Raw genomic sequence first — 14,805 nt, forward strand, 5'->3', positions numbered from 1 at the left:
CTCCTGTATCAAATGGTCCCATTGTCTAAGTTCAGCTCAAGAATCTGTGCAATCTTTTCAATCTCAGGGCGTGCCTTCTCCTTTTCCAGGAAATCGGAAGGATAATATAGTTTATGGTCTGTTCGCCTTTTACCAGATATGGCATCGACAATCTCAGACTCGCGCGACAGCTCACGGATTTCCCCGTTCTTCTTCAGCAAATGGATCGGAAGCCGTTCTTCCTCTTCACCCGGACGGTAAAAATCATAAGGCAGGTCTGATGATGAGTCGACAACCAGGTAATATTCTGGATCTAATCCCGCCTGCTCGAATAACACAGAAAGCTGAGCCAGCTTCTTGTATTCTTTGGCCGGGTCGAACTCGACGTATTTAAAGAGATTACGGTTATTGAAGCGGCGGCACAAATCGCTCAGGATTGCGTCCTCTTCTTCCTCCCAAATCTGGAAATAGTAGAGGAATACGGCTTCATCCAATTTTAAATAGTCTTGCAGTGTCATACGATCCTCAAAGATTGAGTAAAAATGGTGCGGTTTATGTTTAAAAGTGTAGTTTTGCTCATGAAGGTGTTTGGCACGGTGCAGGATTTTCGTCAGGATGACCTCGGCACTTCTTGTCACTGGATGGAAATAAACCTGCCAGTACATCTGGTAGCGGCTCATTATGTAGTCCTCGACAGCATGCATCCCGCTCTGCTTAATGACGACCTGGTCCTCACGCGGGCGCATGACGCGCAAAATCCGTTCCATATCAAAATGTCCGTAGCTGACTCCGGTAAAATAGGCATCCCTTTGCAGGTAATCCATCCTGTCAGCGTCTATCTGGCTCGAAATAAGGCTGATGACAAGCTTGTTTTCATACGTTTTTTCAATAACCTCAGCGACCTTTTTCGGGAAGTCCGGCGCCACTCTTGTCAGCACCTGATTCACTTCGGTATCGCCAAGAATGATTTCCCTTGTAAAATCCTCATGGTCCAGATCGAATACCTTCTCGAATGAATGCGAGAACGGCCCATGGCCAAGATCGTGGAGCAGGGCTGCACATAGTGAGAGCAGTCTCTCTCCTTCGTTCCATTCCGGACGGGAAGCAAACGCATTGTCCACAATCCGGCGCGTAATTTCATAGACGCCCAGTGAATGATTGAAGCGGCTGTGTTCAGCTCCGTGGAAGGTCAGGTACGTTGTGCCGAGCTGCTTGATCCTTCTCAGACGTTGGAACTCCTTCGTCCCGATCAAATCCCAGATCACCCGGTCACGGACATGGACATAGCGGTGTACTGGATCTTTGAATACTTTTTCTTCAAGTAATTTTTCTTCCGAATATCCCATCGTTCTCCTTCTTCCTGATTAGCTTGTTTTTATTATAGCCTGTTTCGTTCGTCAATTCATCTCGATTTTCTGCAAATTTTTACAAAAATTGCATGTCTGATTGTCTTACTACCTTTAATTCCAACATTCATGGATTTATAAACAAGATTGTAGTTTGCAAGTTTCCCTGGAAAAAAAATCACCTCTAAACGGTTGTTTAAAGGTGTGATTTATTTAGGCTTTTCGGAAGCCGTTATATGAAAGATATAAAAACTACTTAAGTTTCTTCTGGACTTTTTCCATCAGCTCTTCTTCAGTCAGTGCAGCTACTGGCCGGTTGTTGACGAATGCGAATGTTTTTTTTCTGCCTGGTCCGCAATATGACTGGCAGCCGATGTCGACAGTCGCTTCAGGATCCAGCTGTTTCAGCTTTGGAATCAATGTTTTAAGGTTTACGGCCTGACAATCGTCGCAAACACGGAATTCGTTTGCCATTTAGGACAACCCTTTCTATAAATACTGTCCAGCTCCAGCGCCAGTCTCATCCATTCACAAGCATCTCCCTGCAAAATCAGGAAAGCCTGTCTCTAAATATGGCGCCTCCGCTTTTCGTTTTAGACTAAAGCGTATTTTACCTCTTATTTAAAATGAATGCAAGCTGTTGAACAGGACCTATTGCTTATCTATTTAAATGAAAAACACGTATTTTAGGCAAAAAATCTACTATCCTTCCATTTTATGATGTATAAGCTTTCCAATTTCCGGACAAGATTGAAATATAAGTTTCAATGTTGACCAAAGTAAAAGGGAGTTGAAGAAAATGAAGACACGCCAGGATGCCTGGACGGAAGAGAATGATTTATTGCTAGCTGAAACCGTGCTGCGACATGTAAGGGAAGGCAGCACACAATTGAACGCATTTGAAGAGGTGGGCGACAAGCTTGACCGCACTTCAGCCGCCTGTGGATTCCGCTGGAACGCAGTCGTGAGGCATAACTATGAAAAAGCACTGCAGCTTGCGAAAAAGCAGCGAAAACAGAGACAGAGAATCCTAGGAAAAGACCAGGGAGGCAAAAAGAAACTGCTTTACAATCCTCCGGTGCCTGCGCTGGATGAAAGTTTGACAGGTTCTCTACCAGCAACGGACCAGCCAGAAGCTCAGCCAACCTTCGACCTGTCCATGCTTGAGCAGGACGACAAACAGCTTGACGCAGTTCTCATGGCTGAAATGCAAGATTTAGTGAACAAGAATCAGGAACAAAAGGATTACTCTACTGAAGCCGCTGTGGAAATGGCAGAAGTGCCTGTCCGGGAGACACAGCCAAGAGTAACCCAGACAACCCAAACATCACCTGCCCGGCATACAGTTCCGCCAACAGGCCTGACAATGGGACATGTCATTGCCTACCTGCAAAGCCTGAACGGCTCAACGCTCCAAGTAGATATTTATAAGAGCGAGAATGAAAGATTGAAGCGTGAAATTCATAGTTTAAGGAAACAGAACGAAGAGCTTCAGCAAAAGATAAGCAGGCTTGAGGAAAATACCAACACAATGCAAGAAGATTACGAAACTCTGATGAAAATCATGAACCGTGCCCGAAAGCTGGCTCTGTTTGATGAAGAAGAGCGCCCGGCAACGAAGTTCAAGATGGACCGCAACGGCAACCTCGAAAAAGTGGCCGAATAGAAATCTAGTTTATAAATAGATAGATGGCAAATGGAGAAGAAATGGCAACAGCCCCCTCTTAAGCTCTTAGGAGACTTTAAATTGGTACTGGTAGTAAATAGATACTTAGGTTTCCAAAGAGCCTAAAAAAAGCCGGAAAACATGGTTTCCGGCTTTTATATATTTCATTTAGATGGTCATGCCTCCAGCAGGTCACTCCCGTGGCTCAAGAAATTTCTCATTCCGTTCGATGACCCGGTTGTAGTAATGATCAAACATCTCAATCTCATGGCTGTCCAGATAGCCTGATACCAGTTCATTGCTGTGGGCGTTCAGGAATTTCAAAAACCGCAGCATCACATCCTGAATCGTCATTTCTGTTCCGAACAGTTCAGATAACGATGCCATCACTTCTGGCTGGACCTCCGGATAGATGAATTTAGTCTGCTCTCCTTTTTTAGAGCGGGCATAAAATTCACGGATCAGTTCAGCTCTCTGGCTGCCGCTCCCGGTGACACAAAGATAAATCTGCACGGCGACCCCTTTTTTCAGGCGGCGCTGCGAAATTCCGGCAAACTTTCTTCCGCCAATGCTTAAATCATAGCTTCCCGGACAATATGACTCAGAAATCTCCCTTGCCTCTATATTTTTATTAAAATCAGCAAACATTTCCTTGATCAATAACCACATAGCATCATAGCCGCGGTTGATATCAATTCCTTTTTCCTTCTCAGGCAAAATGAGAGATAAGTTCAGGACTCCTTCATCAAGCACAACAGCAAGTCCCCCAGAGTTGCGGACAATATATTGATAGCCCTGCTCTTCAAGATAATCCAGTCCATCCTGGAGATGCGGGAGACGTGTATCCTGGATGCCGAGGACGACCGTGTCATGGTGAACCCATGCTCTTGCCGTAGCCGGTGACAAGCCTGTGCCGACCGATTCGCATAATGTATCATCCGTCCCGAATGACTGAAGAGCATGGAAGTGTGCACCCAGGACCGACTGGTCGATCAACCTCCACTTATCCTGACGCAATAAATTGAGCGCCTCATCCATCGTGATTTCCTCTTTTCTTTCTGTAGCTTTATCGTTGATATTATAGCACATAGGGCTAGAGCGGCTAACACTGCAAAAAAGCCGATCGAAAAATCCGACCGGCCAGAATTCTTTATTTTACTTGCTTAGTGCCTGTGCTGCGGTGATCAATGCCAGCTTGTATACGTCTTCCTCGCTGCAGCCGCGGGACAGGTCGTTTACTGGACGGTTCAGACCTTGTAAAATCGGTCCTACTGCTTCAAATCCGCCTAGGCGCTGAGCAATTTTATAGCCGATATTGCCTGCTTCAAGGCTTGGGAATACGAAGACATTGGCATTACCCATGATGACTGAATCCGGAGCTTTCTTTTCCGCAACGGATGGAACGAATGCTGCGTCAAACTGGAACTCGCCATCAACAATCAATAGCGGGTCACGAAGCTTGGCTTCTTCGACTGCTTTTGAAACTCTTTCCGTTTCAGGAGATACAGCTGAGCCTTTTGTAGAAAAGCTTAGCATTGCCACGCGCGGTTCGACGTCGAACATTCTTGCTGTCTTCGCACTTTCAACCGCGATCTCTGCAAGGTCCTGGCTGTCAGGCGCGATATTGATTGCACAGTCAGCGAATACATATTTCTCATCTTCGCGTACCATGATGAAGACACCCGAAGTCTTGCGCACGCCTTCCTTCGTCTTGATGATCTGCAATGCTGGTCTTACCGTATCCGCAGTAGAGTGTGCCGCACCGCTGACAAGACCGTCTGCTTTGTTTGAATACACAAGCATCGTGCCGAAGTAGTTTTCATCGAGAAGAATTTTGCGAGCCTGCTCTTCTGTCGCCTTCCCTTTCCGACGCTCTACGAATGCAGCGACAAGCTCATCCATCATCGCGAAGTTAGCAGGGTCGTAAATCTCTGCCGCCTCTAGCGATACATCCATGTCGGCTGCTTTTGCTTGAATCTGCTCAATATTGCCTACTAAAATTGGTGTTAATACTCCGTCTGCTGCCAGTCTTCCCGCTGCTGCCAGAATTCGTTCGTCGAGGCCTTCCGGAAACACGATCCGTAAATTTTGTCCGCTTAATTTGGCTTTTAAGCCTTCAAATAAATCACTCATGCTGACTCCTCCTTTAATCTATACTTATAGCATACTTTACCAACCTTAAAATTCAAGAATGTTACCGTTTACACCTCTGAAGTCTTTTTATTAAAAATTTTCTAGCATGTTTTCCTGCCCCTTTTACTATTTGCAATCTTTAACAAAATATCCTTTTTCCGTTCAGTATAAACAAACCAGGTTTTATAAACATGACGAATGGAGAAACTATGATATGATATTGGTATATTGATGATTTTTAGGAGTGATATAAAATGACTGAAGCAGCAGTGACTTTGGATGGCTGGTATTCCCTTCATGATTTCCGTACCGTCGATTGGACAACCTGGAAGATGCTCCCGGCAGAAGAGCGCCAGGAGATTATCCAGGAATTCCTCGGCCTTGTTGAAAAGTGGAATAAAACACAGGCAGAAAAACAGGGAAGCCATGCCCTTTATACTATTGTTGGCCAAAAAGCAGATTTCATGATGATGATCCTGCGCCCAACTATGGAAGAATTGAATGAGATCGAGACTGAATTCAACAAGTCTAAGCTTGCTGAATACACAATTCCTGCTCATTCTTATGTTTCCGTTGTCGAACTGAGCAACTATCTGCCAGCAGGCGAAGATCCATACCAGAACCCGCAGATCCTTGCGCGCCTTTACCCTGAGCTTCCAAAGGCGAAGCATGTTTGCTTCTATCCAATGGACAAGCGCCGTCAGGGCGAAGACAACTGGTATATGCTTCCGATGGAAGACCGCCGCAACATGATGCGCAGCCACGGCATGATCGGCCGCCAGTATGCTGGCAAAGTTAAGCAGATCATCACTGGTTCTGTAGGCTTTGATGACTACGAATGGGGCGTTACATTGTTCGCGGACGATGTCCTTCAATTCAAGAAGCTTGTATATGAAATGCGTTTTGACGAAGTCAGCGCACGCTATGGTGAATTCGGTTCTTTCTTCGTAGGAAACCTGCTTGAAGAAGACCGTGTAGCTGAATACTTGAACGTCTAAAATAAAAAAAATGAATCCCCAGGCATTTGTCTGGGGATTTTTGTGTGAAATTTCAACTCTAGAAAAGAGTTTTGTATTAAAATGTTCGAGTCATAAAATCAGGCTTCCTTCATATGTATTGAAGTGAGGATTCATTTTACTTGTACTCTCAACCTGTAAAAGCTCAACTTCACCATTTACATATATAAAGGTGAATTTGATGGAAAGGAAAAAATACTTTGAAGGAGGCTACACAATGACTCAATATAATAACCCATACTATAACTACAGAACCTATCCGCAAATGTATCAGCCGTATAGCGGCACTGAAGAACAGGCAACTGCTCAAGGCCAAATGGGACAGATGGCGCAGATGGGACAAATGGGACAAATGGGGCAAGCAGGATTCCCACAAGCAACACCTTTCCCTGCCCAGTCTGGCGGTGCCATGCCAGGTGTGGCAGGTGGTGCTATGCCAGGTGCAGGAGCAGGTGCCCAGGTCCCGGGTATGCTTCCAATTGAAGCTTCTTATATTGAAAATATCCTTCGCCTGAATAAAGGCAAGCTCGCTACCGTCTACGCTACTTTTGAAAACAACCAGGAATGGAACGCGAAAATTTTCCAGGGGATCATCGAAGCAGCCGGTAGAGATCACCTCATTCTCAGTGACCCGCAAACAGGTAAACGAATTTTGATGCCAATGATATACCTTGATTACGTCACTTTTGATGAAGAAATCGAGTACGATTATCCATTCGGCGGAGCGGGATTGACTGCTTATCCACCGAGATAATAGGAATCTAAAAGGAGCACACCAATACGGCGTGCTCCTTTTCTCTGTCTTTAAAACTGTTTTAACTATAAATACTTCACAGCCGCAATCATCAGCAATACCCAGGCTGCCAGGAAGGATAAACCGCCAAGCGGGGTAATTGCACCTAGTACGCTTATTTTTGTGACACTCAAGACATACAGGCTGCCGGAAAACAATACAATGCCAATTAGCATCAGCCAGCCGGACCAGGATAGAAGAGCACTAGCCGGAAGCTTCCCTAAAAGAATTCCTATGATTAAAATTCCGGTCGCATGGAACATCTGGTATGTAACGCCTGTTTTCCATGTTTCTAAATATTTTGGCTCAACCTTGCCTTCAAGTCCATGTGCCCCAAATGCTCCAAGCCCGACTGCCAGGAAAGCATTGATAGCTCCAATCAATATAAATAATTTCATCACTTTCACCTCTTAAAATTAGAAATCGAAGAGCGAGTCTCCGTTTGCACTATCTTCCATTTCCAGCTTCTTTGGCTGCGGAATCATGGCAGACTGCTGGTTTATCGGCATCTGCTGCTGAGGAATGCTATGCTGTGGCGGAATAAAAGGCTGTGCTGCCTGTTTCACAGGTTCAGCATACCCTCTGCTATGCTCTGACGGCTCATCAAGGACAAGCTCGCAAAGCGTTTTGATCGAATAGATCCTTTCACGCTTTATTGCTTCCGATTCCGCAGATTTTGCCCGTTTTAATTCCTCTTCCATTTTCAACAGTAATTTTTGCAGTGAAATATTCATCGACTCACCTCCATAGGGTGTTATATATGTATATCTTGAAAATCAGTTAATGTTTATACCGTTCCATTCTACAACAATTCACACGTTTTTTCGACTTTAGGAATAATGCCAGGCCCAAACATTGTTGCTTCGAATCTGCCCTCGTGTAAAAATCATGACAGTTCCACGTGGAACATGTCGTTTTTTGCCCATATAAAAAACTCTGGTTTCCCAGAGTTTTAACCTTCCAGTTTTTCAATCTGCCAGTCGATTTCATGGTCACCCTGTTCTCTCAGCAGTTCGTTCACCTTGGAAAATGGCTTGCTGCCGAAGAAGCCTCTTCTGGCTGACAGCGGACTTGGATGGACAGACATGATGATTTTATGTTTGTCCTCATCAATCAACTTCAGTTTACTTTGTGCCGGCTTGCCCCAGAGAATGAATATCACCGGCTTTTCACGCTCATTCAACAGGGTGATCACTTTATCGGTAAAATGTTCCCAGCCTTTTCCCCTGTGTGAATTGGCTTCCCCTTCCCTTACTGTAAGGACCGTATTTAATAAAAGCACTCCCTGGTCTGCCCATTTTTTCAGATAGCCATGGTCCGGAATCTCACAGCCAAGGTCACCATTCAGCTCCTTATAAATATTCCGGAGCGAAGGCGGGATCTTGACACCAGGTTTCACCGAAAAGCTCAAGCCATGGGCCTGCCCGTGGCCATGATATGGGTCCTGTCCAAGAATCACCACTTTTACGTCCTCATAATCGGTGAACTTCAAAGCATTAAATATATCATCTTTTTCTGGATAGACTGTCTTAGTGCGATATTCTTCAATTAAAAACTCTCTCAAATCCAGATAGTAGGCCTTTTCAAATTCCTCAGCCAACAGCGGCTCCCAGCCATTATTTATAAGTGCTATTGCGAACATCTCCCTTCATTTCTATCAAACTACCCGTTTTCTGAAACTATATGTGAACAATTCCCAGCATGTTTAAAAGTGCCTGTACCGGTTATATAAATAGTGTAGACGGTGAAGGCTAAAAAAGCTTCCCAAAACTAGTATAGGCAATAAAACTATAAGGAGGAAGATACTATGATGAAAGTAGAAGTAGTAGAAAACGGAGTCCAAGCTACAGAAAAAATCAACTCTCTTGAAGCTGCAGGCTTTGGCAAAGAAAATATTTATGTCTTCGCACATGATGAAGATCGCAGCAAGCATTTGACAGATGCTATTGAAACAGGCGACATGGGCTTCAAGGAGCAAGGTTTCTTTGATTCCATCGGAAATATGTTCAAATCCCGCGGAGACGAGCTTCGCAATAAATTTGAATCCCTAGGCCTTTCCAAGCAAGAAGCTGAACAATACGAAGTTGAACTGGATAAAGGCCGTCTTGTGCTAGTGGCGACTGACGAAAAGTAATCAACTTGGGACGTAATAGCATAACCGATCCATAGAGATCGTTTATATAGAAACCCCCTGCCGATTTGGCAGGGGGTTTGCGCGTGTATAGGGATTTATCCGAAAAATCTTTGATAGATGCTCCGTGCCTGAGCCAGGTCCTTTGTTCCATGAATGAGAGCACGTCCATCCTGGAAAATAACCATCCTGTTGTCAACCATGTCTACGGATACCAGGTATGGATTTCCCTTAACCTGATAGCCTAAATCCCTCATTTTTCCAGCGGTTTCCTGCAGGTTAAGCTGCTGCTGCTTCGGCGGCCTGATTTGGACAGTATCGCGTCCGCATAGAACCGTCGTCTTGGTCATGTTCTCCACATTCAAATAAGGATATTCAGGCCGTTCACCGCAACTAAGGCACCCCGGGTCCTTCGCTTTGGACATTTTCATGCTGGTGTACTGGTTTCGCCATAAATCAAAGCTGACGAATGACGTTCGCACGGCATCCCAGTCCTCAACAAGGATTTTCAGCGCTTCCGCTCCCTGATGGGCAATGACCATCTGCACAGCTGGTCCGATAATGCCTCCTGTATCACAGGTCATCCCTTGCAGCGGAACGGTTTTCAGCAAACAGTTCAGGCATGGCGTTTTCCCAGGAATGATCGAAAAACTCATGCCGAAGCTGCCAACGCAGGCACCATAAATCCAGGGAATCTGGTATTTTTGCGAAATATCATTAATCGCCATCCGTGTTTCAAAATTATCCGTGGCATCGATGATTAGGTCGACTCCATGAACAAGCTCGGCCAATTTTTCAGGAGTAGCATCGGCGATATAGGCATTGATTTCAACATCCGAGTTGATCGCTCTGAGCCTTTTTTCCGCCGCCGCGGCCTTCGGAAGTTTCTCGGCAACATCTTCCTCTGTATATAATTGCTGTCGCTGTAAGTTACTCGCTTCAACATAATCACGGTCAACAATCGTCAGCCGGCCAACACCTGCCCTTACCAGCAGCTCAGCATTGCCTGAACCGAGCGCTCCGGCACCAATCATCAATACATGCTTGCTGCGGATTTTCTCCTGTCCGGCCTTGCCAATTGGAGGAAACAGCGTTTGACGTGAATATCTTTCTGACATGGGTTACCCCTCCTTGTAAGAAAAGCGCAAGCGCCTTGGTCAGACCCGACAAGCGGTGGAGGGCCTGGCAGTGAAGTCGTTCTTCGACTTCATTGACAGGACCGAACTTGAAAAGCGGAGGCGACTGCCCAACTCCGACAAGCGCTGGAGGGCCTGGCAGTGAAGTCGCTCTTTGACTTCATTGGCAGGACCGAAGCGTCTCGAGGAGTTAGGAGCCGCAGCTAGACAAGCGTCTCGAGGGGCTAGGCGCTGGAGCTAGACACTAATCAGAGTTTAAAACTTCACTTAGAAAATAAGAAAAGCACAAACGCCCTGTTCCATCGACCATCAAGTCAACAGAACGGGCGCCGCAGTTGCTATGTCGGATCAACCGCCAGATACAGGCGGAATGAAGGCGATTGTATCTCCTTCTTTAATGACTTCATCGTGGGATGAAAATTCTTCGTTGATTGCTGTCATTGATGTATCGAGCTTTTGTACACCGTACTTATCAGCAACCATTTCTTTTAACTCAGCAACCGTTTTGCCGGCTGCTTCGATTTCCACTGATTCATGACCTGCTTCGTCTCTTAGGTGGGCAAAGAATAATATTTTATTCATTGAGATCCTTCTCCTCCGGTTTCCCTGTCGGATATGGGACAGTTTCTAGTTGATTGCCGATCCATTCCTCGCCATCTTCCCAATGCTCTTTTTTCCAGATTGGGACGATTTCCTTGATGCGCTCGATTGCATAGCGATTCGCTTCATAGGCATCGTTGCGATGCGGTGTGGATACAGCGATCACCACGGCGATATCCGTGATGTCGAGCTTGCCGACGCGGTGCGTAATCGCAACCTCGGCACCATTCCAGCGCTCCTGGATTTCCTTACCGATTTGCTCCAGCTTTTTCACTGCCATCGGCTCGTATGCTTCATATATAAGGTAAAGGGTTTTTTTGCCCTTTGTCAATTCACGGACAGTGCCAATGAAAGTTGTGATTGCTCCCGCTTCACGCTGGACCACTTTATCAATGACAGATTGAACGTTGATTGGATCTTTCGCTATTTCATAATTCATCAAAATCACCTCAATAAACTGATCCGGGTCAGATTTAATATTTTTACGGACACTTTTCTCGGATTCCGCCTCCGATTTATCCGTTAGAGCCCTCCTATCGGACACTTTTCTCGGATTCCGCCTCCGGTTTGTCCATTTGAGCCCTTCTATCGGACACTTTCACCGGATTCTATCCTCGGTTTGTCCGTTAGAGCCCTTCTATCGGACACTTTCACCGGATTCCGCCTCCGATTTGTCCATTAGAGCCCTTCTATCGGACACTTTCGCCGGTTTCTGCCTCCGGTTTGTCCGTTAGGACCCTTCTATCGGACACTTTCACCGGATTCTGCCTAAAGTTTGTCCGTTAGAGTTCTTCTATGCACAGCTATGTTTAAAAATAAACCGGCTCTGGGTTTTCGACGACGGCGTAGCCGCCGATTTTGGCGACTTCGGCTTTGAAGGCTTCAGACTGGATCACGTTCCTTAACCAGATACCCTTTTCGCTATCGAAAAATGCCTTTGTCATCAGTAAATCGTAGTTTTCATCAGAGACCGGGATGAAGTCAAGGCCCATAGCCCTGGCTGCCGGGAAGATGCCGAGGCTGCCGCATTGTCATTTCCTTTTACTTCAGCGGCGACGCTCAGATGCGAGAACATTTCACGGTCATAGCCGTTCACATCGTCTGCTGACAAGCCTGCTTCTTTTAACAATAAATCAAACAATATGCGAGTGCCAGCGCCCTTTTGCCTGTTGGCATAATCTATGCCCTTTTCGGCAAGGTCGCTGACGTTCTGTATTCCAAGCGGGTTGCCTTTTGGAAGCAGCCACCCCTGGGTTCTTTTTAAAAATGGATAAAGGACTGCGCCTTGCTCCGCAAGGAATTTCCTTACATAGGTAACATTATATTCTTTTGTCTCCGGGTCCAGCAAATGAATGCCCGCTACATGGGCTTCCCCTTTTCTGATTGCCATTAAACCGGCCATGCTGCCAACATGGGAAGAAACAATTTTCATGTCGGTACGCTGCTTCTTGAGTTGGGAGGACAGAAGGTCAATCGTCAGATCATGACTGCCGCTGAAGACGATTGCGTTCTTGATCTCTTCGACAGGCCGGTACAGTTCGACCTCGACAACATCTCCTTGTTCGTATCCCAGCTCCTCAGGCGGTACGACGAGTAAACCGTCTGCACGTACAAGCGACATGGTGACGCCCGCTGCGCGTGTCAGCGGATTGGCGACAAATTGCCCATCCACATAGCCGATATTCATTCGGACAAAGTCCTCCGCCCCCATTGTGGAGACGATCCTGCGGCCAAGCTTTACCTTGAGCTTTGGCCTTTCTGGTTCCGGTACACCTAGATATTTACAAACGAGCGGTCTTACAAACCACTCAAGTGCCATGTACGCGGAAACTGGATAGCCCGGTACACCGACGACTACCTTATCTTTAATTTTCCCGAGAATGACTGGCTTACCCGGCCTTGTTGCGACTCCATGGGTAAAAACAGTGCCAAGCTCCTCAAGAATATGAACTGTATAATCTTTTGACCCAGCGGATGATCCGGCATTGATGACGACGATATCCGATGTCTCCACCGCATTCAGGAGTGCTTCCCTGATTTTTTCCGGCTCATCCTTCACGATTGGATGCAAATACGGGTTGCCGCCCCAATCATCTACATAGTTGCTGAAAACCGTTCCATTGAATTCAATAATCCGGCCTGATGACAACGATGCGTCTGCGCTGACAAGCTCATTTCCAGTCGGGATGATGGTCACCAGCGGCTTTTTGACAACCGCTACCTCGGTGACCTGGGCTGCAAGAAGCGCCCCAAGATCCGCAGGCCGCAGTCGATGTCCCTGTGTGAACAGCATTTCCTCCTGGACGATATCCTCGCCAATCGGGCGGATATGCTGCCATGGTGTGGCCGGCTCAATGATCTCAATCGTCTCATCGTCAATGACCTGGATGTTTTCCACCATGATCACGGCATTATATTGAGGCGGTATCGCATTACCGGTATCAACGTATGCGAATTGCTCGCCTTTTTTCAAATGAAGAGGGTGCTGTTCATGCGCTTCATACGTATCCTCGGCATTCACAGCAACGCCGTCCATCGCGGATGCATGGTAAAAAGGCATCGAGACATTGGCGAAAACAGGTTCAGCAGTAATACGTCCAAGTGCAGCGGCAGCCGGTATCCACTCTTTTTCCTGAGGCAGGTCGAATGCGGCCAGCACTTCATTCCTGGCTTTTGCTCTCGGCTTGTCTTCAAGATAAATTTTTCGATTATAGCGTATCTTATCCATGATGCGGCTCCCCCTATCTTGTCAAAATGACTGGAACGTATTCGCCTTGAGAAATTCCTTCTTTTTCGGATACAATCTCGACGATTCCATCGCTTTTTACCAATGTCGTAATCAGGCCTGACTTGCCGATGATCGGCTCTGCCCACCATTCTCCACTCTTTTCCTCAAGTCTTACCCTGATATAATCAGATCTTCCTGGTGAAGAGGCTATGTTTTTTACAATCCGGGCAAAAATCCGTTCAGGCTTATGCTCGATTTTCTCGCCCTTCAGCCTTCTGAAAACCCTTTCGCCAAACAGCTTAAAAATGATCATCGCAGATGCTGGATGACCCGGCAGTCCGATGACGGGCTTTCCGTCCGCAACAGCGAGGATTGTCGGCTTCCCTGGCTTGATAGAAATTCCGTGGACAAAGACGCCCGGATCTCCAAGAGACTGGATGACTTCGGTTGTATAGTCCTTCGCGCCGACTGAGCTTCCACCGGATAAAATCAGGCAGTCAGCCTGTTCATACAATTCGCGGGCTTTCTGGGCGAATTCCTGATATTCATCGCGTGTGATTCCGCCATAAATTAGTTCGATATCCCACTCATTGACCAGGCCCTTTACGGTCAAGTAATTGATATCGCGGATTTGTCCTGTTTCAAGTGTTTTTGTTTCAAAAGGAACAATTTCGTCCCCTGAAGAAAGGTATGCAGCCTTCAGCTTTCGGTAGACTTTCACCTCGGAAACACCAAGTGCCGCCAGTGCTCCAAGCTCCTGCGGCCGCAATCTTGTCCCTTCAGATAACAGGACTTCACCTGCTTTGATGTCTTCACCTTTCCTGATGACATTCTCACCCGGCGCGATTTGCTTGTACGTATTCAACAGCCCGCCAATTTCCTCGCAATGCTCGATCATCAGCACGCTGTTACTGCCCGGCGGCAGCATTCCGCCTGTCGGTACGTAAATAGCCTCGCCTCTGCCTACCGGCTTTACCGCTTCCTCGCCCATATGGACTTCGCCGGCTACATTCAAGAAGCCTGGCATCGATTCGGAAGAACCATATGTGTCACGGGCGATGACGGCATAGCCATCGACGGTGGAGCGGTCGAAACCAGGAACATTCTCGCACGCAGTGACATCCTCTGCCAGGATGTAATGAAGCGCCTCATCCAGCAGACGGATTTCGGTTTCCGTGATCTTGCCGATTTTCTCATCAATTAACGCAAAGGTCTCCTCAACACTTTTCACTTTGAAAAATTGCATGCTGACTTACTTCCTTTCTAGCACCTGAAAA

General features: G+C 46.6%; 15 protein-coding genes and 1 pseudogene. 4 read left to right on the forward strand and 12 right to left on the reverse strand.

Features of this window, described 5'->3' with window-relative positions; genetic code table 11:
* Window positions 1–8 precede the first annotated feature (8 nt).
* Both FOF60_RS23570 and FOF60_RS23575 read right to left on the reverse strand, forming a co-directional pair.
* Complete coding sequence (locus tag FOF60_RS23570; protein WP_192471938.1) at window positions 9–1,325, reverse strand: HD domain-containing protein; 1,317 nt, start codon at window positions 1,323–1,325, stop codon at window positions 9–11.
* Window positions 1,326–1,577: 252 nt separating this feature from the next.
* A complete protein-coding gene (locus FOF60_RS23575) occupies window positions 1,578–1,799 on the reverse strand; it encodes a YuzB family protein (protein WP_082904432.1) in 222 nt (73 codons plus the stop codon).
* 325 nt (window positions 1,800–2,124) lie between these two features.
* On the opposite strand from FOF60_RS23575, the gene FOF60_RS23580 reads away from it, so the two are divergent.
* Window positions 2,125–2,991, forward strand: coding sequence for an RsfA family transcriptional regulator (locus tag FOF60_RS23580; protein ID WP_192471939.1), 867 nt, complete (start codon window positions 2,125–2,127; stop codon window positions 2,989–2,991).
* A gap of 192 nt (window positions 2,992–3,183) precedes the next feature.
* Here the strand turns inward: FOF60_RS23580 and FOF60_RS23585 are convergent, their stop codons facing one another.
* Window positions 3,184–4,029 (reverse strand): octanoyl-[GcvH]:protein N-octanoyltransferase, encoded by an 846-nt coding sequence (locus FOF60_RS23585; RefSeq protein ID WP_192471940.1) that lies wholly within the window; start codon window positions 4,027–4,029, stop codon window positions 3,184–3,186.
* 117 nt (window positions 4,030–4,146) lie between these two features.
* Window positions 4,147–5,124: a phosphate acetyltransferase gene (gene pta / locus FOF60_RS23590; RefSeq protein ID WP_192471941.1), complete on the reverse strand. Its 978-nt coding sequence runs from the start codon at window positions 5,122–5,124 to the stop codon at window positions 4,147–4,149.
* Window positions 5,125–5,378: 254 nt separating this feature from the next.
* Here pta and hemQ point away from each other — a divergent pair, with 254 nt between their 5' ends.
* The gene (gene hemQ / locus FOF60_RS23595; RefSeq protein WP_192471942.1) at window positions 5,379–6,122 is read left to right on the forward strand and encodes a hydrogen peroxide-dependent heme synthase; all 744 of its coding nucleotides are present in this window, start codon (window positions 5,379–5,381) and stop codon (window positions 6,120–6,122) included.
* Window positions 6,123–6,357: 235 nt separating this feature from the next.
* Window positions 6,358–6,894 carry a spore coat protein GerQ gene (gene gerQ, locus FOF60_RS23600; protein WP_192471943.1) on the forward strand — a complete coding sequence of 179 codons (537 nt, stop codon included), beginning with the start codon at window positions 6,358–6,360 and terminating at the stop codon, window positions 6,892–6,894.
* A gap of 65 nt (window positions 6,895–6,959) precedes the next feature.
* Here gerQ and FOF60_RS23605 read toward each other — a convergent pair whose 3' ends face one another.
* From FOF60_RS23605 to FOF60_RS23615, 3 genes are all read right to left on the reverse strand, one after another.
* A complete protein-coding gene (locus FOF60_RS23605) occupies window positions 6,960–7,331 on the reverse strand; it encodes a DUF423 domain-containing protein (RefSeq protein ID WP_192471944.1) in 372 nt (123 codons plus the stop codon).
* Window positions 7,332–7,349: 18 nt separating this feature from the next.
* Window positions 7,350–7,667 (reverse strand): YwdI family protein, encoded by a 318-nt coding sequence (locus tag FOF60_RS23610; RefSeq protein WP_192471945.1) that lies wholly within the window; start codon window positions 7,665–7,667, stop codon window positions 7,350–7,352.
* A gap of 218 nt (window positions 7,668–7,885) precedes the next feature.
* Entirely contained in the window at window positions 7,886–8,575 is a 690-nt protein-coding gene (locus FOF60_RS23615) for a uracil-DNA glycosylase (protein WP_192471946.1), read from the reverse strand.
* A gap of 165 nt (window positions 8,576–8,740) precedes the next feature.
* Between FOF60_RS23615 and FOF60_RS23620 the strand changes: the two genes are divergently transcribed.
* Window positions 8,741–9,067: a YflT domain-containing protein gene (locus tag FOF60_RS23620; RefSeq protein WP_192471947.1), complete on the forward strand. Its 327-nt coding sequence runs from the start codon at window positions 8,741–8,743 to the stop codon at window positions 9,065–9,067.
* A gap of 95 nt (window positions 9,068–9,162) precedes the next feature.
* Here the strand turns inward: FOF60_RS23620 and FOF60_RS23625 are convergent, their stop codons facing one another.
* From FOF60_RS23625 to glp, 5 genes and pseudogenes are all read right to left on the reverse strand, one after another.
* A complete protein-coding gene (locus FOF60_RS23625) occupies window positions 9,163–10,182 on the reverse strand; it encodes a thiazole biosynthesis adenylyltransferase ThiF (RefSeq protein WP_192471948.1) in 1,020 nt (339 codons plus the stop codon).
* A 366-nt stretch (window positions 10,183–10,548) separates the two neighbouring features.
* On the reverse strand, window positions 10,549–10,782 hold the full coding sequence (gene moaD / locus FOF60_RS23630; RefSeq protein WP_192471949.1) for a molybdopterin converting factor subunit 1: 234 nt from the start codon (window positions 10,780–10,782) through the stop codon (window positions 10,549–10,551).
* On the reverse strand, window positions 10,775–11,239 hold the full coding sequence (locus FOF60_RS23635; protein ID WP_192471950.1) for a molybdenum cofactor biosynthesis protein MoaE: 465 nt from the start codon (window positions 11,237–11,239) through the stop codon (window positions 10,775–10,777). Before FOF60_RS23635 ends, moaD begins: the two co-directional genes overlap by 8 nt.
* A 370-nt stretch (window positions 11,240–11,609) precedes the next feature.
* Window positions 11,610–13,528: pseudogene (locus tag FOF60_RS23640) on the reverse strand (molybdopterin biosynthesis protein).
* 13 nt (window positions 13,529–13,541) lie between these two features.
* Complete coding sequence (gene glp, locus FOF60_RS23645; RefSeq protein WP_192471951.1) at window positions 13,542–14,774, reverse strand: molybdopterin molybdotransferase MoeA; 1,233 nt, start codon at window positions 14,772–14,774, stop codon at window positions 13,542–13,544.
* Between the last annotated feature and the right edge of the window lie 31 nt (window positions 14,775–14,805).

Source organism: Mesobacillus jeotgali, assembly GCF_014856545.2.
Classification (GTDB): Bacteria; Bacillota; Bacilli; order Bacillales; family Cytobacillaceae; genus Mesobacillus.